The 26,137-nt window shown below is 55.3% G+C and carries 20 protein-coding genes and 5 pseudogenes; 14 read left to right on the forward strand and 11 right to left on the reverse strand.

From position 1 onward, the window contains the following. Nucleotides 1–125: 125 nt before the first annotated feature. Nucleotides 126–1,004, forward strand: a pseudogene (locus NDI65_RS21615) (DUF955 domain-containing protein); the annotation flags it as partial. A gap of 84 nt (nt 1,005–1,088) precedes the next feature. Further along, nucleotides 1,089–1,655 (forward strand): TATA-box-binding protein, encoded by a 567-nt coding sequence (locus NDI65_RS21620; RefSeq protein ID WP_310894368.1) that lies wholly within the window; start codon nt 1,089–1,091, stop codon nt 1,653–1,655. 208 nt (nt 1,656–1,863) lie between these two features. On the opposite strand, the pseudogene NDI65_RS21625 reads toward NDI65_RS21620, so the two are convergent. The 5 genes and pseudogenes from NDI65_RS21625 to NDI65_RS21645 all read right to left on the reverse strand — a co-directional run. After that, nucleotides 1,864–2,082 (reverse strand): annotated as a pseudogene (locus tag NDI65_RS21625) (hypothetical protein); the annotation flags it as partial. Nucleotides 2,083–2,172: 90 nt separating this feature from the next. Further along, entirely contained in the window at nt 2,173–2,583 is a 411-nt protein-coding gene (locus tag NDI65_RS21630; RefSeq protein WP_310894369.1) for a plastocyanin/azurin family copper-binding protein, read from the reverse strand. Nucleotides 2,584–2,612: 29 nt separating this feature from the next. Next, the gene (locus NDI65_RS21635; RefSeq protein ID WP_310894370.1) at nt 2,613–3,848 is read right to left on the reverse strand and encodes a metal transporter; all 1,236 of its coding nucleotides are present in this window, start codon (nt 3,846–3,848) and stop codon (nt 2,613–2,615) included. Beyond that, on the reverse strand, nt 3,849–5,111 hold the full coding sequence (locus tag NDI65_RS21640; protein ID WP_310894371.1) for a multicopper oxidase domain-containing protein: 1,263 nt from the start codon (nt 5,109–5,111) through the stop codon (nt 3,849–3,851). Between the two features lie 3 nt (nt 5,112–5,114). After that, entirely contained in the window at nt 5,115–5,816 is a 702-nt protein-coding gene (locus tag NDI65_RS21645) for a metal-dependent transcriptional regulator (RefSeq protein WP_310894372.1), read from the reverse strand. Between the two features lie 329 nt (nt 5,817–6,145). On the opposite strand from NDI65_RS21645, the gene NDI65_RS21650 reads away from it, so the two are divergent. The 3 genes from NDI65_RS21650 to NDI65_RS21660 all read left to right on the forward strand — a co-directional run bounded on the left by NDI65_RS21650 (nt 6,146) and on the right by NDI65_RS21660 (nt 9,793). Further along, nucleotides 6,146–7,453 carry a Dyp-type peroxidase domain-containing protein gene (locus tag NDI65_RS21650; protein WP_310894373.1) on the forward strand — a complete coding sequence of 436 codons (1,308 nt, stop codon included), beginning with the start codon at nt 6,146–6,148 and terminating at the stop codon, nt 7,451–7,453. Continuing rightward, the gene (locus NDI65_RS21655; protein ID WP_115820191.1) at nt 7,440–8,501 is read left to right on the forward strand and encodes an iron transporter; all 1,062 of its coding nucleotides are present in this window, start codon (nt 7,440–7,442) and stop codon (nt 8,499–8,501) included. The genes NDI65_RS21650 and NDI65_RS21655 overlap by 14 nt, the downstream gene beginning before the upstream one ends. A gap of 221 nt (nt 8,502–8,722) precedes the next feature. Further along, nucleotides 8,723–9,793 carry an iron transporter gene (locus tag NDI65_RS21660; protein ID WP_115820190.1) on the forward strand — a complete coding sequence of 357 codons (1,071 nt, stop codon included), beginning with the start codon at nt 8,723–8,725 and terminating at the stop codon, nt 9,791–9,793. Nucleotides 9,794–9,856: 63 nt separating this feature from the next. Here the strand turns inward: NDI65_RS21660 and NDI65_RS21665 are convergent, their stop codons facing one another. Further along, the gene (locus NDI65_RS21665) at nt 9,857–11,368 is read right to left on the reverse strand and encodes a hypothetical protein (RefSeq protein ID WP_310894375.1); all 1,512 of its coding nucleotides are present in this window, start codon (nt 11,366–11,368) and stop codon (nt 9,857–9,859) included. Nucleotides 11,369–12,524: 1,156 nt separating this feature from the next. Between NDI65_RS21665 and NDI65_RS21670 the strand changes: the two genes are divergently transcribed. The 4 genes from NDI65_RS21670 (at nt 12,525) to NDI65_RS21685 (ending at nt 17,347) form a co-directional block, all read left to right on the forward strand. Next, nucleotides 12,525–12,929 carry a hypothetical protein gene (locus tag NDI65_RS21670; protein ID WP_310894376.1) on the forward strand — a complete coding sequence of 135 codons (405 nt, stop codon included), beginning with the start codon at nt 12,525–12,527 and terminating at the stop codon, nt 12,927–12,929. Nucleotides 12,930–13,263: 334 nt separating this feature from the next. After that, entirely contained in the window at nt 13,264–15,951 is a 2,688-nt protein-coding gene (locus tag NDI65_RS21675) for a heavy metal translocating P-type ATPase (protein ID WP_115820186.1), read from the forward strand. A gap of 1 nt (nt 15,952) precedes the next feature. Then, on the forward strand, nt 15,953–16,390 hold the full coding sequence (locus tag NDI65_RS21680; RefSeq protein ID WP_115820185.1) for a hypothetical protein: 438 nt from the start codon (nt 15,953–15,955) through the stop codon (nt 16,388–16,390). A gap of 21 nt (nt 16,391–16,411) precedes the next feature. Continuing rightward, nucleotides 16,412–17,347 carry a cation diffusion facilitator family transporter gene (locus tag NDI65_RS21685; RefSeq protein ID WP_310894377.1) on the forward strand — a complete coding sequence of 312 codons (936 nt, stop codon included), beginning with the start codon at nt 16,412–16,414 and terminating at the stop codon, nt 17,345–17,347. Nucleotides 17,348–17,427: 80 nt separating this feature from the next. Here the strand turns inward: NDI65_RS21685 and NDI65_RS21690 are convergent, their stop codons facing one another. The 3 genes from NDI65_RS21690 to NDI65_RS21700 all read right to left on the reverse strand — a co-directional run bounded on the left by NDI65_RS21690 (nt 17,428) and on the right by NDI65_RS21700 (nt 19,482). After that, nucleotides 17,428–17,706 (reverse strand): hypothetical protein, encoded by a 279-nt coding sequence (locus NDI65_RS21690; protein WP_115820183.1) that lies wholly within the window; start codon nt 17,704–17,706, stop codon nt 17,428–17,430. Then, nucleotides 17,703–18,080: a helix-turn-helix domain-containing protein gene (locus NDI65_RS21695; protein WP_115820182.1), complete on the reverse strand. Its 378-nt coding sequence runs from the start codon at nt 18,078–18,080 to the stop codon at nt 17,703–17,705. Before NDI65_RS21695 ends, NDI65_RS21690 begins: the two co-directional genes overlap by 4 nt. Nucleotides 18,081–18,519: 439 nt before the next feature. Then, complete coding sequence (locus NDI65_RS21700; protein ID WP_310894378.1) at nt 18,520–19,482, reverse strand: TFIIB-type zinc ribbon-containing protein; 963 nt, start codon at nt 19,480–19,482, stop codon at nt 18,520–18,522. Between the two features lie 332 nt (nt 19,483–19,814). On the opposite strand from NDI65_RS21700, the gene NDI65_RS21705 reads away from it, so the two are divergent. The 5 genes and pseudogenes from NDI65_RS21705 to NDI65_RS21725 all read left to right on the forward strand — a co-directional run. Then, nucleotides 19,815–20,540 (forward strand): type II CAAX endopeptidase family protein, encoded by a 726-nt coding sequence (locus NDI65_RS21705; RefSeq protein WP_310894379.1) that lies wholly within the window; start codon nt 19,815–19,817, stop codon nt 20,538–20,540. 168 nt (nt 20,541–20,708) lie between these two features. Then, a pseudogene (locus NDI65_RS21710) lies at nt 20,709–21,359 on the forward strand (multicopper oxidase domain-containing protein); the annotation flags it as partial. A 90-nt stretch (nt 21,360–21,449) separates the two neighbouring features. Continuing rightward, nucleotides 21,450–22,334 carry an IS1595 family transposase gene (locus NDI65_RS21715; protein WP_310894380.1) on the forward strand — a complete coding sequence of 295 codons (885 nt, stop codon included), beginning with the start codon at nt 21,450–21,452 and terminating at the stop codon, nt 22,332–22,334. Between the two features lie 147 nt (nt 22,335–22,481). Next, nucleotides 22,482–22,955 carry a hypothetical protein gene (locus NDI65_RS21720; protein WP_310894381.1) on the forward strand — a complete coding sequence of 158 codons (474 nt, stop codon included), beginning with the start codon at nt 22,482–22,484 and terminating at the stop codon, nt 22,953–22,955. 463 nt (nt 22,956–23,418) lie between these two features. Continuing rightward, nucleotides 23,419–23,845 (forward strand): annotated as a pseudogene (locus NDI65_RS21725) (DDE-type integrase/transposase/recombinase); the annotation flags it as partial. Between the two features lie 446 nt (nt 23,846–24,291). Here NDI65_RS21725 and NDI65_RS21730 read toward each other — a convergent pair. Further along, nucleotides 24,292–26,001, reverse strand: a complete 1,710-nt coding sequence (locus tag NDI65_RS21730) for a ThiF family adenylyltransferase (protein ID WP_310894382.1) — start codon at nt 25,999–26,001, stop codon at nt 24,292–24,294. Nucleotides 26,002–26,037: 36 nt separating this feature from the next. Beyond that, nucleotides 26,038–26,137 (reverse strand): annotated as a pseudogene (locus NDI65_RS21735) (IS1595 family transposase); the annotation flags it as partial.

A 26,137-nucleotide genomic window follows, 5' to 3' on the forward strand; every position in this document is an offset into this window, starting at 1 on the left:
ACAGATTCGGCGCTCTCACTGACGTGAGACCGCCTTTCGTGGGCTATTGTCTCGGTACCGGGATCGAACTTGTCGCTTCCGCCGTGGAAAATCAAGTCAGCGTGTAGAACCGATGGGAACTACCGACTATCGAACAGTGGATCGACGACCTTGTCGAATCCGTCGACGATGCACAAGCGAGTGCCGAGTTCCAAGCGTGGCTTGACGTCCAACAGCAGTTCCACGACTACTCGTACCGCAACACGCTTTTGATCAAACGGCAGTGTCCCGAGGCTAGTCGCGTCGCTGGCTATTGGACGTGGCAGAACGAATTCAATCGCCACGTCAAGGAAGGTGAACAGGCCATCTGGATTTGGGTTCCGATCATCGCCAAACAATGTCCTGAGTGTGGGGAATCACCGAGCTACCACGAAAATACAGACTGTGACTACGACGAAAGCCCACCCGAAGACTGGTCCAAGGGCTTGGTTGGTTTCCGGCCAGCACCAGTCTTCGATATCACGCAGACAGAGGGTGAGGACCTCCCGAGTCTCGATACTAGTGCGGAGGGTGATGCAGACAAACTTCTCCCTGCCGTGCTGGATGTTGCTGATGATGTCGGTGTCGAAGTAGAACTTGTTCCGGATAATGAGTGGAGCTACGGCAATGCGAAAGGTGTGTGTCGAGAATCGCCAGACGGCAACTCCCCAATTGTCGAGGTGCTTCGCCGGGACAATGACGCAGCAATGGCGTCGACCTTAATCCACGAGTACACTCATGCACGTCTCCACGTCGGCGTTGACGACGACACGGAACGGTCGAAGCGTGAGGTCGAAGCAGAGGCAGTAGCATACGTCGTTGGGAGGCAGTTCGACCTCGATATGGGTGGTTCAGCGTTCTACCTTGCAACCTGGGAGCGTGATGATGCAGACGTAGTTCGTGAGCGTCTCGATCGGATTAGCCGAACGAGTCAAACGCTCATCCAACACATCAACGAGAACTACGATACTTCTGAACCCGAGTAGGTGATTTCCCCCACGTTTGGTTGTCCTCGGAGAAACTCTTGATTCGCACAATCGCTTAAGTAGCCATATTTAAGATACAATATAATGTCCCACGAAGCACGCCTTGAGTCTCTCGAGATCCAAAATGTGGTTGCATCAAGTGCAGTCGGCCAAGAATTAGATTTAGAGTCGCTCTCGATGGACGTCGACGGAGCGGAGTTCAACCCGGATAACTTCCCTGGACTCGTGTATCGGACTCAAAACCCCAGAGCAGCGAATCTGATCTTCCGGTCTGGCAAAATTGTGTGCACTGGTGCGAGTAGCGTCGACGAGGTCAACCGCGCATTAGACCAGGTATTCGAAGAACTCGGCAGCCTTGGCATTCCAATCGTTGACCGCGAAGAGGCGACGGTCCAGAACATCGTCTCGAGTGCGGACCTCGGAACGAATCTCAACCTGAACGCGCTTGCGATCGGTCTAGGATTGGAAAATGTCGAGTATGAACCCGAGCAATTCCCCGGCCTCGTCTATCGGATTGACGAGCCGAAAGTAGTGGTCTTGCTGTTCGGATCGGGCAAGATAGTCATCACGGGTGCGAAGAAGGTGGATTATGCACGAGAGGCGATTCAGGTCGTCAGCGACGAGATTGAATCGCTTGGGTTACTCGGCTGACCGCCGGATAGTTTTCTCCGGAAACGGTGGGGTCTCAAATTCGAATAGCAGCGGTTATTCGGGGAATTACCGCCAGAACGTCAACGAACCAAGCGAACATCATCCAGACGCGCCCAGTGATGAGAGTCCGCCTGAAATTCTGCCACCTCATCACTCATTGTCGCCCTCACCGGGACAGTTAACAGTACATCATTGAACCACCATCCCACTTGAGCGACCCTGTCGCCTTGAAATGGAAGAAGACAGTAGCTGTGTACGGTTTGCTTGCTGTTTCGACTTGCGCTTCGACTGATTGGGAGTGAGATGTGCGGCGTGTCACTGTCGATTCCCGCGGTGAAGGCTCGAGCTTCGTCGACACTCGTTGCGAATGACCTGATGTTTCGCCGGTCAACACATTCACAGGCGTTTCGGTCTCGTCTGTGAACATTAGACATTGAATCACGAAGCCCTGGGTGGGCTCAGTCACCCTGCCTCAGAAAACAGACCCTGTTGCTCAGATGGAAGATCGCTCAGAGATCTACTCGACCGCCACAGTGCCTGTCATCCCCGAGCTTTCGTGTGGAATACACACATACTCATACGTCCCAGTAATGTCAAAGGTGTGTTCGTACGTATCACCGGTAGCGAGCAGCCCTCCACTCACGTCGTTTCGTGCGGACCTTTCAGATTCGAATCCTCCACTAGCGAAATACACTGCCTGCGTTGGTATCCTGTCCTCGTAGGCCGTCACTGTATGCCCGACATCGCTATCGTTCACCCATCTCACTGTTGTGCCGGCGCTTACAGTGAGCGTCTTTGGGTCGAACGCGAAGTCTTCGTTCATCGAGACACGTCTCGTCCCGTCGGGGTTGGTGTTGGACGAACAACCCGCGATTGCCGTTGCTACAAGAGCGCTTCCACTGAGTTTGAGTATTTGCCGTCGGTTCATCTCTTGTATAAGGGTTAGTCTGGGAGGGTTTAGAGTGCGACGAAGAGGTCAGTGACGTACATCACGACAAGCCCGACGAGGAACGTCACGAGATTCAGCGCAGAACCGACACGTCCATTCCGGCTGACCATCTCTCGAAGTTCCCAGATGACCTGCAGGATCGCTCCCACGCCAACGGCGAGGAAGAACGCCCCGAGCGTCGGAGAGAAGGCAAGGCTGCCCAGCCAACCACCGAGGATGACCGGAGCGCCTGCAATGAATCCCAGACCGACGAAGTGGAGGACGTTCGGACGTTCACCACGTGCAACGGGTGCGACGACAGCTGGCCCTTCAGTCACGTTGTGAAGCATGAAGCCGATGACGAGGAACGCACCGAGTGAGACGCGCCCGAGGGCGAACGAACTCCCGATGGCGAGCCCCTCGGCGAGGTTGTGGAGACCGATTCCGATGGCAACCAGGTAGGCAACCCACAGACCGCTCTGGGCACGCGCATCACCTGCTTCCGCACGGCCCTGTCGCCACGCGCTGATGGCCTGAACGGCGAGAAGCGCACCAATGATGCCGAGCGCGACGAGGGCAGGTCCCTCGAACGCGCCCGGCACCTGCTCGCCGAGTTCGAATGCCTCGAACCCGGCATCAATAGCGAGGAACGCGAGAATACCCGCCGAGAAGGCGAGAATCGCGTGGAGCCAGCGGTCACTCATCGACTGCAGGAATGGGAACCACAGCATCCCGAGTGCGACGGGGATGACGCCGACGAACAGCCCGATGACGGCCATCGTCACCAGCAGGTCAGTCGTCAGGCCCGGTGACTGGCTGGGAGCGATGATGGTGTGGTGAACGGTTGCGCCGTCCGAGAGGATGAGCGCGGTTTCGAGGTCCCAGCCGGGGTTCCAGTGGTAGGGGATGACGACCTGTGCGCTCTCACGAGGGGCGAGTGTGTTATCCCCGCCTGCACCCTGCACATCGAAGCTCCAGTACGCCTCATCGACCAGCACCTGTGAGATAGTCACTTCGTCCGGACCGTTATTGGTGACGTGTAGGACGACGGTCTCTTCGCTCGGCAGGGTCGTATGCGTCACCGACACGTCGGGGAGTGGCGCACCACCGTTGTCGAGCGACGCGAGTGGTGTCGCCACGAAGAACCCACCTACGATGAGTCCGAGCAGGAGAATCGGGAGCAGTGCTGCAGCCCACTTGGGGAGTCCCAGCGGGCGCTCAGTTCGATCCACAGCCGTGCCGCCGTCAGTGTTTGGTTTGCTCATTTAGACCACCTCGAAGAAGCTCATCCAGCCAAGTTCAGCGAACTCTGACTGGTGGGCGTGGAACATGTACAGACCCGGGTCGTGATTCGAATAATCTAGTTCGATGATGCCGCGCTGTGCCTGACACTGCATGACTGTGTCGACCTTCTGGTTCGTCGGCAGCAGCGTCGTCCCGTGGTCGTAGTAGTCGAAGAACTGCGAGTGGGTGTGGAACGAGTTGATGAGGTCGAACTCGATCGCGTTGGAAAGATACACCCGCTGGCGCTGCTGGCCATCGATCTGGATCGGTCGCTTGGTCTCACCAGCTTTCCAGTTCCCTCGTCCGTCGGTATCGCCAACACCGTAGGCGAATGCTCGCGTGTTGGCTGCGTATACCTCGTTTCCGCCGTCGAAGTTGGTGTCGAAGCCGTTCATCACCATCACCATCTCGTTGACGGCGTCGTTCTCGGCGTACTCATGGTTCCGCGTCTTCGCCTCGGCGACGAGTTCCGCACGGAGTTCGTCGGTAATCTGTGAGCGGTGGAACTCACAGTACTCCTCTGGCTTTTCGGCAACACGCTCCGGGTCGGGGTCGATGATGATTGAACCGTAGAGCCCGCGGTGGATGTGCTCTTTTAGCGGAAGCGAGTGACAATGATAGAAGTGTGTGCCCGCAGGTTGGGCGATCCACTCGTACGTGAACGACTCACCCGTATTGAGGACGCCTGGTCCGTTCTGCGGGATACCGTCCATCTCCGGATTGAGATTCCGGACGTGCGGATGGATTGTGTGACCATGCCGGCCAAGGTTCTCGAATTTCACGCGAATCAGGTCACCTTCGACGGCTCGAATCGTCGGGCCAGGGACCTGACCGTTGTAGGCCCATGCCGGGAATTCGATACCGGGGGCGATGGTGACAGTGGTATCGACTGCCTGAAAGGTGAACTCGCGGACGGTTCGACCGTTCTCCTCGTAGATGTCCTGCGGGACGTTCTCCTGTTCGCCACGGCCTGTGTTGAACTGGTAGAGGAACTCGTGTGGGTCAAAGTCAGTGTCGCTATATTCCCCGACTGCACCGAAGTTTCCGTGTGAATCCTCACCTGGGCCATGCTGCCCTCCGCTGTCTGCCCGTCCGATACCAGTGAGAGCGGCGCTCCCTGCGAGACCAAGCCCCCCGAGAACTGCCCGTCGAGTTGTCTTGAAATCTGATTCGAGCGAATCAACTAGTCGTTGCTCCAATCTCTCTGAAAGTTTTGCTGCTTGTGAATAATCTTGTGAAGGCATGTATTACGCCTCGTTGTACTGTCTGCGTTCGTTTTCAGCCGGTTCAGCAGGCCGTGATACGTAGATGTCTGCAGCGACGTCAATCGGAAGTGAGAGGGGTTCCTCTGTCGTCCTCACTTCGCACGTGATCATCCCGAAGGGTGCAGTCTCGACCACTTCGAGTTCCGTTCCGAGCGAGATTCCAGAGTTCGTAAGGTACGACAGCACGTCTTCGCTGCTCTCTCGCACCTCAGAAACGACTGCAACGGTTCCCTCTTGACACTCCGCTAATGATTGCTGTGTCTCGCACTCTCGAATTTCGAGGTCAGCTGTAGGAATCGGTTCTCCATGTGGGTCTACTGCAGGCGACCCAAGGAGCACTTCGATTCGCTTGACTAACTTCTCGCTCAGATGATGCTCGAGTACGTCTGCTTCTTCGTGTACTTCTGCCCAATCGTATCCGAGTTCCTCGGTTAGGAAGAGTTCGAGCAGTCGATGGTTGCGGAGCACTTTGATCGCCTGCCTCTCACCGAGCGTGGTGAGACGAGCACCCTGATAACTCTCGTAGTGTACGAGACCATCGTCGTCCATTCGCTGCAACATCGTTGTCACGGTTGGTGGTTTGACCCCTATCGCGGACGCAATTTCGGATGACTTGGCCGGGGTGTCTCTGTCCTGAAGACGGTATATTGCCTTCAGGTAATCTTCGACTTTCGGGGTCACCATGAGTCAAATTTTGATACCTCTAAATAAATAGTTTCGTATTAACATCTTGTTGTTTAGAAACTATCAACTGCCCAATTTGTACTTTCATACTCACTGAAGGATCCGCACGACGAAACGTGGGAAGACGAGTTCCAGACGAAGCTGCGTACTTTGCAAGTAGTGGCTTCGAGTCAGAGCGTGCTGCGAGGGACCGGGTTATTGAGGGACCTATCGCTCAAGGCGAGGGCTACTAAAGAAGTCCGTGGGCATATAGCCTATTACCAAGCTCACGGACGTATTCGAGAGCTTAACCAGAATCGTTTTTCGGCTGAATTACTTAGCACCGAGCAATGACAGACGAGAGGGGTATCCCTCGCAGAGAATTTCTCAAATCGGCCGTCGCGATTGGAGGTGCAGCGGCGTTTAGTGCCTGTCTGGGCCGTGAAGGGGTTGATGTCCCGACGGGACCGGATGATCTCTCGTCGTATCCACAGCGACAGCACGCTTGGAATGAAGCCCTGTCACGGGACGACCATGGGAATGTCGTCGCTCCCAGCCATCGCGTGCTTCTCTATCTGAATTACCGACGGGATGGGCAACCGAACGAAGACGACCGTGAAAAGGTTGAGACAGCTCTCCGTGGCATCGAACACGCCTACGAGCGAAGCGGCGATGGGTTATTGCTCACGATGAGCTATTCCCCCGCATACTTCGACCGATTTGACGAATCACTTCCCGAAGGTGTTGACCTTCCCGATCCGGAAGCACTTGCCCCGTTCGAGGATCCTGAGTTCGATACGCCGGACGCAGTCGTCCATCTCGCGAGTAACACGGCACAGGTTGTGCTCGGTGCTGAAGAAGGCCTCAAAGGAAACAAATCGACGCTCAACGGGATCGAACAACCCGATGCGGCGTTGACCGACGTCTTTACCATTGTCGACCGGCGGACGGGCTTTATTGGGGACGGGTTACCGGCGGAGAATGCAGGTGACGCTGAGGGGGTTCCAGCCGACAAAGTCCCCGAAGACGCACCCCTGTTTATGGGATTCAAATCGGGGTTCAAAAAGAACCAGGCCAGTGAAGACCGCGTGACGATCCAGTCGGGCCCGTTCGCCGGTGGAACAACTCAACACATCTCCAAGCTCCAACTCAACCTCAACCAGTGGTACAACCAGGACGACCGCTGGCAGCGTGAGGCGAAGATGTTCTGCCCATATCACGCCGAGAACGACGTCATTGAGGGTGCAGGCGACAATCTCGGCGACAGTAGCAAAATCGACGACTGTCGGCCGACCGATAAAACTGCCCGTGAGATGGGCGTTGTCGGCCACGCTCAAAAGTCCGCCCGTGCTCGCGATGATGATGACTCACCGCTCATCCTTCGACGTGACTTCGATTCTACTGACGATGGCGCTGCTGGCCTCCTCTTCCTAGCACTCCAGCGACGGATCATCGATTTCGTCCACACGAGAGAAGCGATGAACGGAACTGATGTCACCGAGCAGTCGGCTGTCGGTCAGCGGAACAACAACGGCATCCTACAGTACATCCGTACGGAACGTCGCGGCAATTTCTTCGTCCCTCCGCGGTCGTTGCGCGCGCTGCCGCCTGCACAGCCGGTTGAGAACGCACAGGAGGTGACGCATGAATCGTCGTGAGGTGCTTCAGGCGATCGGGGGCACGTCACTTGTGGGGCTCGCGGGGTGTACTGGCCTATTTGAGACGCAATCGGCACAAGCACCACCGCTTCCCGAGAATCGGCCGGACGCAGTTTACTATCCGAGTCACTGGGAGGGTATGAAGATGCCTGGAATGAAGGAACAGAGTGGATACAAGTGTGCGCTCACGTACTCATATGCACACCGGTTCTGGCTGATGAAGCCGAATGGGCTCACAAAGGTCGAGATTCAACCCGAGGATTCGATCCATCTCATGCCGGTCGTTTGGGATACTCAGACAGGAATCATCCCACCAGACATCAATCCACAGCTCACGATCACGCAGAACGGCGAGCAAGTCGACCAGTTCGCGCCGTGGCCGATGCTCTCCCAGCCGATGGGCTTTCACTTCGGCGATAATGCACAACTCCAGGGCGACGGGACATACACTGTCGAGGTCAGCATCGGCGGGCCGTCGACGCGACGGACGGGGTCGCTGGCCGAGAATCAGGGGAACGCATCGTTCACATTCGAGTTCGAATTCAGCCAATCGACGCTAGATGAGATCTCGTATACCGACATCCCCGACGATAAGGAAGGCACGAAAGGTGCTGTCGACCTAATGGATATGACGATGTTGCCGAGTTCGCAGGTGCCGAAGCCAGATGCACTCCCCGGCGACGTCCGTGGATCGGGGACGAACGGGGACGCGAAGTTTGTGGTTACGATCCTTGATGACGCGTCGCGTTTCGGTGGTGACGAAGAGCAGAAGTACCTCGCTGTTTCCCCACGTACCCCCTACAATCGAACGATGCTCCCGATGATGTCGCTTTCGGCGACACTGCAACGCGACGATACGTCGGTGTTCAACGGAACTCTACAGGCGACCATCGACCCAGAACTCCGCTACCACTACGGAGCAACGGTCGCAGATGTACAGACAGGAGACGTGTTGACAATTGACGTCAATTCACCGCCGCAGACGGCCCGTCATGAAGGATACGAGATGGCCTTCGTTGATATGCCAAACGTGCAGATGACGTTGTAGTTCCAAAGGTGTCTTTAGAATCCTATTCGAAGTCAAACCTATGGAAGAGAAGCACCTGCTACTGGTGGCGTTACTTGGCGTTGTCTCACTGCTGGTACTCGCTGGATTTGTCGTTCGCCTGGTGTAAGGTTTCACAGGTTGGCAGTTACAGGCACTTCCGGTTGACGACAGCGGGCGCAAATTGATATGAACCAACCAAACATAGCATCACAGATGAGAAGATGAACCGACGAACGTTTTTCACACAGGGCGCCGCACTCTCCAGTGGACTGCTGCTGTCTGGTTGTCTGGGTCGGCTCGGGTTCGAGACGCAGTCTGCGTGGCGTGACCCACCGCTCGTGGAGGATCGACCTGCCGCCGTTTACTATCCCGCGATCGTCGAAGGGATGGGAATGTATGGGACGACGACAGCCGGTGACATCGGATTTGCGCTGATGCACTCGTTCCCGCACCGTTTCTGGAACCTCACCGGCTCACGCAAAACGAAAGTCGTCGTCCAATCCGACGATTCGGTGCATCTGATGGCGAGTGTCTGGGACACCGAGACGGAGACGATCCTCCCAGTCGACGTCTCTGTCGAAATCAGTAACAGCGACGGTCAAGTGTCCTCAACCAACCTCTGGCCGATGATTTCGCCGAATATGGGGTTCCACTACGGCGACAATATTGCACTGCCGGGAGAGGGACAGTACGATGTGACACTCCAAGTCGGCCCGCTGCAGACAGCTCGTACGAATCCATTCGATAGGCGATTTACTGAGGGAAAATCAGCCACGATGCAGTTCACGTTCGATACCGATGAGACGTACAATTTAGAGATTCGTCGGTTAGGGGAAAAAGCGGGCACCCGTGGGACAGTCGATCTAATGGATATGGAAATGATCCCTGAACCGGTCGTACCGACAAAATCCGAGCTTCCTGGTCAACTACTCCACGAAGGGCAATCCGGTGACGCGACGATGCTCATTGCTCTCGTTGACGGTGACCATCGGTTTAGTGATAGTGAAGGCCCATTCCTGATTGTCTCTCCTCGAACACCTTACAATCGGGTGATGCTCCCGAGGATGGCTCTGTTAGCAACACTCAACCGAGGAGGAGACACAATCGCACAAGGGACACTCCAGGCGTCCATCGACCCCGACCTCGGGAGTTTCTATGGGATGGGTCTTGATGAACTCAACTCGGGTGATACGGTCAGAATCACCGTAGAGACACCACCCCAACTGGCGCGGCACGATGGCTACGAAACCGCGTTCATCGACATGGAGCCGATCGAATTCACTGTTGAGTAAAGTTCCGAGAGACGGCGTCTGTCAGTCAGTGTGCGACCGGCTGGACCCTCGAAACCACCAGAATCAGGGTAGATATGGGGGTGTCGCACCAGGAAGTGAGAGAATCCAGAGGCTAATGACGGTGTAACCGATCATCACAACAACGAACGGGTATTGGCTCCGGATTGCGACGAGACGACTCGAGAAGAGTTCGTAGGCGGTCGCGTGCGCTGCCCAGATGGCGAGGAGATGCCCGACGAGCACGTAGGCGATACTCAAGCCCTCGAACCATCCCGGTGGAGACAATGTCAGGGGGTTGGCTGGGGGTGACAGTGGGGAGACAATCGCCATCCACAGAGCCGGACTGAGAGACACGGCCAGTCCGGTGTAGTGAGCGAGGTGATATCCCGCTGCGATGGCCAATAGCGAGGGTGCAAACCGAAAGGCGATGCGTTTCGCTGTGATGTATGTCTCGGTCCGTCGCCGAGAGAGTGCGCCCGCATACCAATACGCGCCGAAGAAAACGACGTAGCCACTGACGAAAAGGAGTGTGTAGATGAGGATGGCACGGGTCTGTACGGCGCCCACTCCAATATTGGAGAGGCTAACGAGTGTCTCGATAGTTGCTGCACCCGTCCCGGTCGTGATGAAGCCACTGTACGTGAGCTCCCAGATTAGCGCAATGACGAACGCAACATCGGACGTATCTGTAATTAAGTCGGAGTCCGTCAGGTCGCTACCGGGCAGTTTTACGGTGAGCTTCCCGTCCCGCCGTTTTACAGGAGCGACTGCCCCGAAGAACCGGAACAGGACAGATATCGGATCTGCATTCTCGAACCACGCATCGGGACCGACGAGTACCGCGCCTGCGATTGTGACGGCACTGTAACCGAGGATCGCAATCGAAAGTGCTGTCGGAATTGTGCTGACGGGAAAGATCACCTCAAGCCACACGAGGAGTAATAAGCCACCAACAGCTGGCCATCGGGCTAATTCTTCTGGATACGTTCGGTATCCAGTTGGGAGCAGCGAGACAATCCCTCGCCACGGGTTCAGCACCGGCCAGAGATTGCCCCCGAGATACGTGAGCATCGGCAAGCCTGCCCGAACGACAACGAACGTGACGAGGATGGTGAAGCTTGCTGTCGGAAGCTGTGGCCCCGTTACTCCCAGATATATTGCCAGTCCGAGGACGAGGATTCCGAGTCCACGACCAACCCATACCAACGGCGTCCACCAATCGTTGACTCGTGGACCGGGGAGCGACCAGTTGTGGAGATAGCGGATAAATGCCCGGTCAGTGACGAAGCTCGTAAGTAGGGCAGAGGCTCCGATAGTGGCGCCTCCAGTGGCAAGGTACAACCATCGGGGGATAGCAAGGGTATCCCGTGACTGCTTCGAGAGCGTCATTCCGTTCCCGGCAGCGACTGTCTCAGTGAATAGTATCAGTATTGAAACCCACGTTACAAACAGGATGAAGAGTCTAAGCTTAGTATTCGAGACAAGCCAATTACAAAGATTCAACTCTGGACAAGACTGTGTGTGCCCCTCGCTGCATCGTTCGTAGGTCGTGTTTGAGTCAGGCGAAGATGGCATACGTATTTAGAAGACCGAAATACAGGAGCACGAGGGCTCCGAGTGCCTTTATCCGTAGTGTGCGTAACTCGTCTTCTTCGTCTGATCGAGCAGAGAGATATGTGTCTTTTTCGTCAGCATCCAGCTGCTGGGGATGTTCTAAGCCTTTGTGGAGGACGAGGCGATCAGTCGTTGGAAACGGGTGTCCACAGTAATCGCACCTACTCGCGGGTGATTCGCTCCGTGGAATAGTAGTGCCTACGTATGACATAAGCTCGAACGCTGTTATTTGACCATCTCTCACTCAGCGTTGAAACCGTTCTGGTTTGACGTTCGGACCTCTCCCATCGAGCATTAAGCTACGTGGCACCACCAATAGACGGAGATCGTCGGTTACAACAGATCTGCTATCGAGGATCGAAGTTTTTCAAACACTCCTTTTGACGGCGGGGAGGTGGCCTTTGGTTCTGAGTGGTTGGGCTCGACCGATGGCTGGCTCTCCTCTCCGTGGTCTTCTTCGTAGGCGTCGCAGTAGATGCACATTGGAGGACACAAGCAGAGCAACTGTATAAAATCACTTGACGGAAAGATACTATGTGGGATTGAGTTACACCTTTGATTCGTCAAAGCGAGAAAGAACTAGTACAATACCAAGAATCACACCGAGCCCGAGTGTCGCTGCTGTTGCTCCATAGAGTGCCATACTCGGTGGTGTCGGATGAAAGAGTACGGAATTAAGAACAGAAATGTGCTGAATCTTTGAGCTCGTTCCAATAATTAATCCGAGTCCAGCTCCGACGGCGATCCCGACGAGTATGACGAGTCCAAAGATTCGCTTTCCACTCAGAGTACGTACCGTATCGCCCATATTGGTTGATTGTAGCCGATAGTGTAAGAACACTCTTGTTCGGGTTGGGTTATTAATTGATAGCGTTCGAATTGATTTCATCAGGAAAAATCGGGCGACGCGATAACAGTCGGTTTATTATGTTCGTGGCCGTAGCTCCGGTAATGGCCACTCAATTTGAGAGCCACCACGCCCACATTCGGTCGTCAGGAGTGTGCCAACGGATGTCTGCAGTGGGTGTCCCCTGGAGACGACCGATGGCGTCTCGGAGTGAACGTAATCAGAAGAGAGGACTCAGAGAAACAAGTGAACTCTCGTTACTACCCGACAATGAGTGACGAGTCCGACACAAATTCAACCTACACCGGAGCGAGCCCGTGGCCGCTGTTTGTTGCCCTCGGCTTAGCACTGTCTGAGGTCGGTGTCGTCCTCGGACTTCGTCCCGTATCTGTCACTGGCCTCCTGCTGTTCGTTGGATCGGTTGCCGGCATCCTGACGGAAGCAGGGTACGTCTCCCGACCTGCACGGGCAGCTGGTGTGCAAGGAGTCGCATTAGTCGGCATTGGGATTACGTTGGTACTTCAGAATCAGACCGGGACGACGGTTCGCGGACAGTCGATTGCCATCGCGGGCGGCCTCAGCCTCCTCGGCGCACTTCTCTGGGTGGGATTCGTGCGGATACGTGCTCGAAAATCGATGACGTCGATTGAAAAGACAGACACGACATCCGATTGACTCCACTACCTGACACACATAGAATTTAACACGGCAACAACTGCAATCGCGTTCATCACCCTACTCTCCGTTCTCGTCGGCGGAACGGCGATGAGTCTGATGAGTACCAGTCTGTTGATCATGGTGAGTATCGGGTTCATCCTATTTGGAATCCTTACGTTCGTCCTCGGGATCAAAACACGTCGAGTATCGAGTAACTCGGATGTGGGTCCGGGAATAGACCGAACCAATGCCAGAAATAACAATTCAGCCCTATTATTTTATTAACTATTGCCATTAGAATGCCGTCTGATAGCAGCCGATTTAATAAGTCTGTAGTGGCTAGCGGAATGTAATGACCTCACCTGACGAGGAATCCCACGACGGAAGTGGTGAACCACCGGATCACACCCACGACCACGAAGCGGATTCTCACGACCATGGTCATACACATGATCACAATCACGATGATCACGAACACGTCCAGCACACAGGACAAAAAGAGGGTGACGTTGTCCCATCGATAGACCAAGGAGATGTTGCACAGTTCTCCGTCCCGGAGATGGACTGTCCATCTTGTGCAGGAAAGGTCGAAAACAGCGTCGAAAAGCTGGACGGAATCGATAGCGTCGATCCGCAAGTGACGACAGGAACCCTCTCTGTGTCCTACGACGGGGGGAAAACGACGCCAGATACGATTGCCGAGCGCGTCGAAAAAGCCGGATACACGGTTGAGGACCAAGGAAAAAGGACCGCGGCGTTCTCAGTCCCGGAGATGGACTGTCCCTCCTGTGCTGGAAAAATAGAGAACGCCCTCGATGCTCTCGCCGACATTTCGAGCTACGATACCCAGCCGACGACTGGGAAAGTACTCGTCACGTACGATGGGACGTCGCTCTCACCATCTGATATCGTCAGTGCAATCGAGGGCGCTGGCTACGATGTGACCGACTCGACCGCGACCGAGACGGGCGCTGAAAGCGATTCCACTGACGACCGCGAGAGTATCTGGACCAGCTCGCGGGCGATCAAAACGTGGATTAGCGGTGGGTTCGTCGCGCTTGGACTCCTCTTTGAGTTCTTCGTCACCAGCCAGAACATCCTCGTGGCTGAAATCGTCGGCCGCGAGCTACTCATCGCAGATGTCCTCTTCCTCGTCGCCGTTGGAACCGCTGGCCAGGTAATCTTCCGTAACGGCTACTACTCTGCGCTAAACCGTAACCTCGACATCGACCTGTTGATGAGCATCGCCATCAGCGGTGCCATCATCGCCAGTCTCGTCTTCGGCGAGTCACTCTACTTCGAGGCCGCCACGCTCGCGTTCCTGTTTAGTATTGCTGAACTCCTCGAACGCTATTCGATGGACCGCGCACGCAACTCCCTTAGAGAGTTGATGGATCTGTCTCCGGACGAAGCGACGGTGAAACGGGACGGCGAAGAGGTGACGGTTCCCGTCGACGACGTGGATACCGGTGACATCGTCGTCGTGCGTCCAGGTGAAAAGATCCCGATGGACGGAGACGTGCTCGATGGTGAAAGTGCCGTCAACCAGGCCCCCATTACCGGCGAGAGTGTCCCCGTCGACAAGACGCCGGGGGACGAGGTATACGCCGGCACGATTAACGAACAGGGGTATCTCGAGGTCGAGGTTACCTCTGAGGCGGGCGACAACACGCTGTCCCGTATCGTCCAGATGGTCGAAGACGCCCAGGCGAACAAAACCGAACGCGAGCAGTTCGTCGAGCGGTTCTCCTCGTACTACACGCCGGTCGTCGTCGGCTTCGCGATCTTGGTGGCGGTTATCCCGCCCCTCCTATTCGGCGCGTCGTGGCCAACGTTCATCGTCTACGGGCTTACTCTGCTGGTGCTTGCGTGTCCGTGCGCGTTCGTCATCTCGACGCCCGTCTCGGTCGTCTCGGGGATCACCAGTGCCGCAAAGAACGGTGTCCTCATCAAAGGCGGGAACCACCTCGAAGCGATGGGCGCGGTCGAAGCGATCGCGATGGACAAGACCGGGACGATCACGAAAGGCGAGTTGACGGTCACGGACATCGTCCCGCTCAATGGCAACAGCGAGGGGGACGTCCTCCGATGTGCCCGAGGGCTGGAATCGCGGTCGGAACATCCCATCGGTGAAGCGATCGTCGAATTTGCCGAGGAGAGCGACATCGGGACACCAACAGTCGACGACTTCGAGAGTATCACCGGAAAGGGCGTCGAGGCCGACCTCGACGGCGATAAGCACTACGCGGGCAAGCCTGGTCTCTTCAAAGAACTGGGCTTCGATCTCGCGCACGTCCACGCCACGACCGATGGCGGTGTCGTCACCACGAAGAGCCGTCAAATGTGCGAGCGCAATGGCTGTCTCGACCTCCTCGAGGAGACTGTCCCCGAACTCCAGTCACAGGGCAAGACCGTCGTGCTCGTTGGCACCGAGGACGAACTCGAGGGCGTAATCGCCGTGGCCGATGAGATACGGCCCGCAGCGAAGCAGTCGATCCAGCGACTCCACGACCTCGGTGTCGAGCACATCATCATGCTCACTGGAGACAACGAACGGACCGCACGAGCGATCGCCGACGAAGTTGGTGTCGACGAGTTCCGGGCGGAACTCCTGCCTGATCAGAAGGTCGAGGCAATCAAGAAACTCGACGAACAGTACGACGGGGTTGCGATGATCGGCGACGGCGTCAACGATGCGCCAGCCCTCGCGACGGCGACCGTGGGCGTCGCGATGGGCGCGGCCGGAACGGATACCGCGCTTGAAACGGCAGATATCGCGCTCATGAGCGACGACCTCTCGAAGCTGCCGTATCTATATGAACTCTCTCACGACGCAAACAGCGTGATTCGGCAGAACATCTGGACGAGCCTCGGCGCCAAGGGGCTCCTCGCAGTGGGCGTTCCCTTTGGCCTTGTGCCTATCTGGGCAGCTGTTCTCGTCGGGGACGCGGGGATGACGCTCGGTGTCACCGGGAACGCGATGCGCCTCTCTCGTATCACGCCGGGTACAGATACCGAAACTAACGCTTTGGAGGGGTAAGATGGGTGCAGAGAACGAGGGAAACGCAACATCCCATACGGAGTCAGATCAGCAAAGATACCCGTTCGGGCTCTCGTCTCCACAGTTTGCCGTCCTCCTTGTGCTCGTTGGGCTCATCGGTCCCGGTTTACTAGTATACACCCTCGAAGAGGCGAACCTCTCTACCGTAGCTGACCTCGTGTGGATCGTTGGCTATGGCACAACCATTTTTGTCGTTTGGTTCATCTGGTTTCGTCCGCTTGACCTCGTTGGACCCTCCGCCCAGGACACATCCCTCATCGAGGAATCAGAGCAGTTCGACACAGTACCTGAGGGACACGATAGTGAGTCTGAACCCTCGGTTCGTACTGAACCATCGGCGGAAGATTCGACGTTGGCGACTGAAGACAGCGCGCAGGAGTTCACTCAGGAATCATCAGAGCCCTCAGATTCGAAATAAATCTCCCTCCAAAGTGAATTTATGACGCTCCACGAGCATACACAAGAGGATACGGCAGAGCACGAACCCCCGTCTGAGACAGGAGGCAGTACCCGCCGGCTTGCGCTCGTCGCGGTCGTCAATTTCATCGGGTTCGTAGTTGAGTTGGCTGGCGGGCTTCTATTCGGATCTGTCGCCCTCATCAGCGACGCACTCCATATGCTGTTCGATATGCTTGCGTATGCGATGGCGTTCGGTGCGAGTTACACCGCCGAGCGCTTCGAAGGCGGCGAGTCATGGTCCTACGGGCTACACAGACTGGAACCAGTTGCCGCATTTCTAAACGGCGTACTACTAGTGCCGATGGTCGGGTACATCCTCTGGGAATCCTATCAACGATTCTTGGACCCGGTCGCAATCGATCCCGTACTCACGTTACTCATCGCGACAGGTGGCCTTCTGGTCAACGTCGGCTCAGTGTACGTCTTGCAGGGTGACGAAATGAGCCTCAACGAACGGGGCGCGTTCTACCATCTGCTCGGTGACGCCGGAGGGTCTGTTGCGGTAATCGTCTCGACCGCCGCTGTCGCAGTGTTCGACCTCCCCATCGCAGACCCTGTGGCGGCCGTACTCATCGGGCTGCTGGTGCTCGCGTCAGCCGGGAACGTCCTCCGGGAAAGCACCTCGATACTGCTGGAACGGAGCCCGGTGTCGTCCGAAGAACTCCGAGGTGAATTGACGACACTCGATGGCGTCGACCAGATTGAGGATCTCCACATCTGGCAGGTGTGTAGTCAACTCACCGTCGCAACCGTCCGGCTGACAGATACGGCGACCACACTTGAGGAGCAACGGACCATCCAGTCACGGGTTCACGATCATCTCACGGATCGAGGAATCGACCACGCAACCGTCGAGCTCGTCGGGCGTGCCGACCCCGATACCGACCCTGTCGGTACGACGAATCACTCCCACTAACGATGGCTATGACCACACCCAATCGAATAGATCAGATATCTACCCGACAGGTATCAGGAACGGCAATATTCGAACGGGGTTTATTTCTGGATATACAGGGAGTACATGATGACTGCGAGGCCAGAGGCGACGAATAGGCTGTTGATGAGCACGCCGAGGGCCAATCCGACAGAAAAGAACTGATTAGCTACCCCGGTCAAGGCCGCCCCCAGTGTGATAATACCGAACCCGACACCAAGGACGCGTAGCGAGTCCTCATCCGTACGTCGATAGGCTTTAAACGCGATGTAGGTAATCCCGCCACCGAGGAGCAAGATTACTAACTTGACGACTGCAATCGCCGTGATGACGCCGTTCATACTTCGTCCCCCATCATCGACCAGATATCTGCAAGCCGTTTGTCGGTAGATTGCGGCGGTCGATCGACACTCACCGAAAACGTACCTGTGTCGTCCATAGAGATCGTGACATCCTCGAAAGACCGCTCGTAGTAGGTAACCCGTCCACCTCCGGGGTTGATCGTCTCCTGTTCTCGAACGAGGGAAGCGGAACTGAGGAGTTCTAATTTTCGATACAGCGTCGACTTGGGGATGTCACATGCGTCAAGGAGTTCGTTCGCAGTCATTGGTTCGATCGTTTCCCGGAGAATAGCCCGACACGCGGGGTCATCCAGCGCATCAAGGACTTCCTGTAACTCCGGAGTGTCCTCAGACGACACTGGATTATCTCCCATTATTCGAGAATACGTGTTCCTCGGGATATGGTGTCCGATTGTTTGCGAGACACCCCATCGAAGCCACAAATTCGGCCGGGATCGTGGTTGCAAAGTCATGACAGCCGGTCCATTGAAAGAAGGTAGACATGGTGACACAGTTGTGAAGCGGTTATGAATCGTGCTCAATTTCGAGTCGTTGTTCGCCTGCGTCTGTGATGTCGTAGAGACCTCTACCCCGTGGAACAATACAGCCCTCACTATGGAGGTGAGCACACGTTTGGTCAATGGTGATCGGGTGTCCATCGACGGCGTTAGTGATCTCCATCACATGGCAAGGTGACTCGTCAACGAGCAGTTTCAATACCTCGATCTCGGTCTGTATTGAGAACCCGTTCATAGTAGATAACGTATCATTGGTACATCTGTAACTGTATTCCGTCCGTCAGGGGCTATCCGGTCAGTCATGCTCTGCGTACACCTCGAGAAGCTCTTGGTATCGCTTCCGGATCGTGACTCGACTCACGTGGGCGACTTTACTCACCATCTCCTGTGTGAGCTGCTCGTTCGTGAGGTGGGTCGCAGCATACAGAGCGGCAGCCGCCAACCCGGCCGGACTCTTCCCACTGTGGACGGCATTATCTGTAGCTACCCCAAGCAGTTCTCGAGAGCGCCGTTCTGCTTCGTCGCTCACATCAAGCGATGACGCGAATTGTGGGATATATTGCATGGGGTCCTCCGGCCTGATCTCTAGCCCAAGTTCTCGGGACAGATATCGGTACGCTCGCTGGACCCGGATTTTCTCGACACGGCTGACCTCGGCGAACTCAGTCATCGGCCGTGGTATTCCGTGCTGTCGGACAGCCGCGTACAACGACGCCGTCGACATACCCTCGATCGATCGACCGGGGAGCAAATTCTGCTCTACAGCTCGCCGGTACAGAACGCCTGCCGTTTCCCGAACCGATTCCGGAAGTCCCAGAGCGGATGCCATGCGGCTGATCTCCCCGAGTGCTTGCTTGAGATTCCGCTCGTGGGCGCCCTTCGTCCGGAAGCGCTCGTCCCACGTCCGAAGGCGCTGTAATTGAGCACGTTTGCGACCAGATATGGCCTGTCCGTAGGCGTCCTTGTCCTGCCAGCCGATAGTCGTACTCAGCCCCTTGTCGTGCATCAGCTGCGTCGTCGGAGCACCGACCCGACTCTTTGCATCGCGTTCGTCCGACGTGAATGCACGCCATTCCGGGCCGTGGTCGATTGGGTCGTCTTCAAAAACCAACCCACAGCTTTCGCAGGTTGCTTCATGTCTGTCGCTGTTCAGGATAATATGTCCCTGACACTCGGGACATATGTTGTCGTTAGCAGACTTCACCTCACAGTCGCGTTCATCTATTGATCGTTTCTGGGTATGTTCTTGAGCCATCATACTATCGGCGTATAGAGGTTTTCCCTACAAACCATGGGCCATCTTAATAGTGCCGTGGGACGGCTCACCAATGAATTGTTGGCGGAGTCCCACTCACTGGGAATCCGGCCTAACGCTTTGTCTCCGAGACATCAACTCGGCACACCGTGAGTTGGAGTCCCTATCCAAATTATATTTTTCAAGCTTACAGTCCTCGCTGGATCGTACCTCGTCGAACCTGAACGTCAGCCATGAACAAAATCACTACCGGGAGATATCTTGGAATGAATAGCGCCGGAATCGACCTATCGAAGCCAACTTGTAGGGTAGAGCCCTACAACCACGTCTGATTAATGTCGTCGACATCTCGCTTCCAATCTGTCGCCTCGGCTATTGGTCTCACGTACGGACCATACGCCGCGGGGGGTATCGTAATCTTTGCTGTCGCGGCGGTCATCAGGCTGTTCGGAGTCGACCTCGCGTCGCGTCCAGCCCTCAGAGTGATTTTGAGCACGTTCTTGCTCCAAGGGGTGGCGTTTGGGGGCATTGCCGTCCTCTATCTCAAAGGCCGTGGTCTCGGATTCGGATTCGTTCCAGTTCGTCTACCTAGCAAACGTGATGGGGCGGTGATTGTCGGAGGGAGTTTTGCGCTCTTAGGCCTGCTCTTTGTGGCATCTTCTGTAATCACGGCCCTTGGTCTGAACTCGGCCCAGAACCAGATCGCCGAGGTCGGGCAGCAAAATCCGAGTGTATTCCTTGTTCTGATCCCGCTCCAATTCCTGCTGGTTGGTCCAGGAGAAGAACTGTTGTTCCGGGGCCTCGTACAGGGCACCTTACGTGAAAGTCTCCATCCCGCTCGTGCAATCATCCTCGCAAGCGCTCTGTTCGCATCTATCCATCTCTTCTCGTTGTCAGGGGAAGGCAAACTGGTGTACATCGGTATCGCATTCGTCCTGGCCCTAGTTCTGGGAGTAGCGTACGAGTACACAGACAACCTCGCAGTACCGGCTGTGATTCACGGGACGTATAACGCGGTGCAGTTTGCAGGAGCCTATCTGACGGCGACGGGCGGACTTTAAAACCCTAACCACTTTCTAGCCTTAATTTCGGGATTATACCGTTAAACAAATATGGGAGAAAAGCTGCTATCCTTATTCGGCTTTCGCCGAACATATCCACGCGCTATCCCGTGAATTGGGACTCCGCAGTCACCCTATGTTTAGGCCAATCAAAATGCCGATTGTATCATGACTACACGTTTCGGCGCTCCCGGAACCGGACTGTCCCGACGTGAGTTTCTCGCAGCAACTGGCGCGACCAGTATTGCGTCGGTAGCCGGCTGCGCAGCGGGCGGAGCCAACGAGCCAGCAGCAACGACCGATACGCCGACGCAGTCACAGACTGACTCGCCCGATCTCCCCTACACCAGTCCTCCAACAGTCGTCAACGTCGACGAGCAGGGCGGCGAAGTGACCATGCGGACTCAGCAAGCCCGACACGCGGTCCACCCACTCAATACGATGGGCGGCCCCGTCGAATTCCCACGCGTCTGGGCGTTTCAGGCTGACAACAACGACCCTAGCGTCCCCGGTCCAATCCTCAGAACGAATGAGGGTAACGCGATGGAAGTAACACTCGATAACACCGACGGCCGACGTCCCCACACGATTCACTTCCATGGAGTTCGCAAGACGTGGAAGAACGACGGCGTCCCGACGACGACCGGAATTCAGGTCCCGCCAGGGGAGACACACACCTACGAGATTCCCGCTAACGTCCCTGGAACGCATTTCTACCATTGTCACTTCCAGACCCACCGGCATATCGACATGGGTATGTACGGGATCTACCGAGTTGATCCCGAAGGCTACGAACCGGCGGACCGCGAATACTTCATGCGCTCTTCTGTAGGAGATTGTTGATTCAGTTCAGCTGCTGCTCTGAAATCGAAGAGGGCAAGGACACCGCGCTAGCGGTGTCCGACACGAATGATTCCGCTGGATGTGTTTGGCTCGGAATCGCTCGCAGCGGACCTGCTGGAACAGGTTCGCTGGCGTGACGGCGTCGAATGCCCTCGCTGCCGTTCTGACCGAACGGTCAAGAACGGCAGCTATGGGGCGTTTCAACGCTATCTCTGTAACAATTGCGACCGCACGTTCAACGATAAGACGGGCACAATTTTCGCTCACTCGAAGGTTGCGCTCCGCAAGTGGTTGTTCTCGATTTACGCGTTCTTACGGTTCAACACGAGTCTCCGCCAACTTCAGCGGGAGATCGGTGTTACCTACAAGACGATGCACCGTCGCGTCGAGCGCTTTACCAGAGCGCTCGACGCGCCTCAACTCGACCTCGTTGGACCGGTCGAAATCGACGAAGTGTACGTCTCTGCCGGATTGAAAGGCCGCGAGCGCGACCAAGAGTCGCGCTCGCGTGGCCTGTCCACGCGCGGACGAGGTTCGTACGAGGGAGACAAACCACCCGTCTTCACCATCGTTGACCGTGGAACGGGGCAGCGGTATGTCGTCCCAGCGAAATCCGCTGACGAATCGACCGTGCGACTCCTCCTCGCTGACCACGAGGAGGAGTCGCTGACCGTCTATACCGACGGATTTCGTGCATACGACCCGCTGGAGGACGACGACGAGTTCCACCGCGAATACGTCGTCCACGGTGACGGCGAGTACGCTGATGGAGATGTTCACGTCAACACCTGCGAGAGCCACGCGTCGCTGGTGCGACGGTGGCTCTCGCCGCACCGAGGCGTCTCAAAGGACAAGTTGACACAGTATCTTCGCGCCTTTCAGCTACGAAGCGAACTCTTCAGAAAACCCGGTCGAGAAGCACTCAAACACGCTGTCAAAGCGACTCTCTGAAATCAACAATCTGCTACACATGAGCGTACTAACATATATATTCAAGATTTATTCTCGAACCCGCCAGAAGACTTACTCTCAGGTTGTAAGTCGAGTTTCTCAGGAACCCTAGAACCAACACCAGACTCAGTATCGTACAGCATTACAGTGCCAGATGACAATGTTGTGTCGCTAGCAGACCCTGTACCGCAACCAAATGATTCAAATCCAGATAATGACTACGATGATTTAGCGACTATCGGAATTGCAGTTGCAAAAGCATTCGTCGGCTCTTGGGCTTCAGTAGCGTTAACAGGTATTAAAGTTATCCTGAGCCGTGAGGTTGGAGACCCTATTAATTTCGATAGAGACACAGTTGGAAGTGGTGAGCGATTTACCTGGAGTTATTTGCTTGATGGAAGTTCTGGTATGGATGGGATTCCAACAAGTCGTGAGGAAACGGCTGGCGTGCGCGCTAGCCTACTGAACCGGAACCTGGGTTCCGGTGATTTCTCCGATGTCACAGTCAATAGCTCGTTTACTTTCCGGTACCCAAGTCTAGGTGGATACTGTCCCTGTGAGGACTTCGTGTATGTCAATGAAACCTCTGAAAATTCATTTATTGAACTAGTAGAAGGGTGAGAGGACTGTCCAATTCGTATCGACAAATAACAGAAAAATTTATTTTGTGCAAGCATCAATTGTAAATATGGTGAACTTGTCAGCAATTCCATTTGTGATTTTTGGAGTCCTTTTACTTTTATACCCCGAAAAAATGGCAAGGTACCGGAATCGTGGAGCAAAAGACCCGACGCCAAGCAAAGATCTGATTATTCTGTTCAGATACTTCGGTGGTACGACATTAACGATAATCGGATTGCTCATGCTATTTTACTAAGACATACTAACCTCGTCCGCATTTATTTTCAATTATAATTCTATCTAAATAAGTTATGACCAGATTGAATAGCTAGTTGTTCATGCCACTCTCAAACCTGCTCAAAGAGAGTTCAGACACTGCTAGGTTGAATGTCGACAGCGGACGGTGACGTTGACGAGACGCAAAGCGTCTCGTCCGCACACCAGAAACCCCTGGTTTCTGAGGACGCCCTGACGGGCGTTCGCCGCCCGACTCATGCGCCAGCCTTTCGTTTAGAGAGACAGAAGCGATTCTCCGTCTCCTTAGGTAGAACGCTCGTTTCAAGCGATTTTCCAGTGGGTACGTCGACTGGCTGACAGCGTTGCAAACCCGCCGAAGGTGCAGCCGAGGCGGGTCGCTGTCGACGAGACCGCTGTCAAAATCAACAGCAGGCGGTGTTGGTTATACGCTACAATTGACCTTGACACAAAGGTAATTCTTGATGTTCGTTGTTCGAACGCCACGGGACCGACCCGGCGGCTGCGTTTCTCCACGGAGTTTGCGAGAAACACGATTGCTCTGAGACTGTGTTTCTAACCGATGCCTTTGGCTATCGGACTACCTTCCCTCAATAGGGTTGAACGGTCGGGTCGACTATACAGAGCGAAATCTGAATAAAAGTGCATCACACGTTCAAAGCTATACAGTGCCGATGATTTCACACTTTTTGATTCGATACTCCGCTATTTGTGGAAAAGGCACGCAACATTTTCACCCTCCGAGCTTGTATTCACAGATTCAGCGTTTGGATTTCTACAAACCACCAATAATATGATATGTGTCGCAGGTCCCGAACTAATTCGGGGGTTATCAGAGGTGGTTGAGACCGCTCACTCAAGAGTAATTCGGGTCAATATCGGATTCTCAGCCTGAATCGTGTGGAATTGGATTATTGACTGAGTGATTCTCGCTGCTCCATAGCCACCCTCTGAAGCACTGCGCTCTTCAAAGGGGCTCATCTTCAATAAACAGCTGAAACGGCTGCTCAGTACAGTCAATCTCCTCACCAACAGATCGCTGAAAGATGACTGAACCGAATTCTACGACACAGATATCGGTCTATGAACGTTTGAATAGACTGCGAAGTACTGTTAAACCACGCGAGAGCCAATTGTCAGTAACTCCCTGTCCGTCTTCTTGCCGGGATTCCGTGTCGTCCTCGAACTCCGACCAACCGAGTTCTGCCACGATTCCAGTTTCTATATTCGATGGCGTGGTCCGATAGAGCTCGCTCTTCGCAATCGGAACACCGCGGTCACCGGCACCGGTGAACGTGCCGTCACAAAACGAACAATCGGATTCTGTATCGGTACTATCAACGAGTCGGTCAGCTGTGAAGCTGTATGTCCCCGTCCGGAACCCTCGTCTGTCCGCCAATAGGCCCGTCACATACCGATGGACAGCATAGTTGAGCCGCTGAGCTGGTTCTTGGTTAATCGTGATCACTGACGGCTGCTCGCCCGCTACGAGGTCAAGTCCGTACTCAAGATCCTCTTCATCTACTCCTTCTGCATCTATTCGATTTTGATTGATCTCGCCCATACAGTCCAAGCAGGGACGATTTACTCCGGAGAGGTGGAATCCGGTCGCAATACTTCTGAGACCAGCGTCGTCTGTGATATCGATGTCTGTCCCGGCGTTGAACAGCGGACGAAGATACTGCTGTGCCGCTTCTGAAATAAACCGGCGAGACGTCGCAGTATCCGTCCCGGTGATGATGATATCTGCTGTCACAACCTGGTTGAGCGCAGCGGGAGCTTGCACCTCCTCGTAGATTCCACGGAAATGGATACTTGGGTCAATTCGACTGACCATCCGCTCGAGTACCTCGGCCTTCGGGGTTCCACATGCGTCGATTGCTTCTGCCCATGCCGCCGGGATTACCCCCTCACCTTCAGGTGTCGCCTCAGGATCTCCGGCATCAGCAGGTTCTGACCCGACGACACGGGACCGATTTGATTCTTCAATCACATCGGGGTCGACTACGGTAAGTTCTCCTACACCCAGATGTGCTAGTGACTGTACGATGAGTGACCCGAGTCCACCGGCACCTACGACGGCGACATGCGTCCTTCGCAATCGCTGATTCCCTCCAGACCCGTGGAGCAGAGCCTGCCGGTCTCGCATTTGGTCGTCAGTACCTTCACGCGGTTCTAAGCGAGAGTCTGTCGGACGAAGACGCTTCAGTTCGCGACTTCGATATACGACGACCTCGTCAAGTGGTGTTGCAGCAGCAGTCTCCTCCGAACGGATGGTAGCGACGTCTGGTTCCCATGCTCGTCCGGTGAGTCCCTCCCGACCGAAGATGAGACTCCCGTGCGGCCCCGGAAGTCGACCGGTAAGAGCAGCCATGTGAGCTGGTTCGTTTGAATTGTCGGTCCCCGAGTAGCGCGGATTGCTTGACCGAGGATGGCTATGACACATCAGCACCGCCATGTCATTGAGGAGTGCGTGGTCGGTCTCCCCTCCGCGCATCATGGACCGGATTGTAGTATGGTCAAATCGAACAATGGCCGCCCCCTGCTCAAGATATTCCTCTCGGTCAAGGAGTCGCACGTCGCGAACCAGATACTCTAACACCGTCTGGCCATGACGTTCGTACTCTTGTGTGCCAGCGACGAGATACGCCGCGTGCTCGATCGGTTCAGATTCATCCGGCCGAATGAGATGTTCTCTGAGCCGGGTATAGTCCGACCCACGAATTCGGAGACGCACGACGTCAGCGACCGTCGTCCCTGGAGTTACCCAAGATGATTGATGAGACTGCATATACTATGAACGCTCATGTGTAGCAGATTGTTGATTTCAGAGAGTCGCTTTGACAGCGTGTTTGAGTGCTTCTCGACCGGGTTTTCTGAAGAGTTCGCTGCGTAGCTGAAAGGCGCGAAGATACTGTGTCAACTTG

The organism is Haloferax sp. S2CR25, assembly GCF_031624535.1.
GTDB classification, from domain to species: Archaea; Halobacteriota; Halobacteria; order Halobacteriales; family Haloferacaceae; genus Haloferax; species Haloferax massiliensis.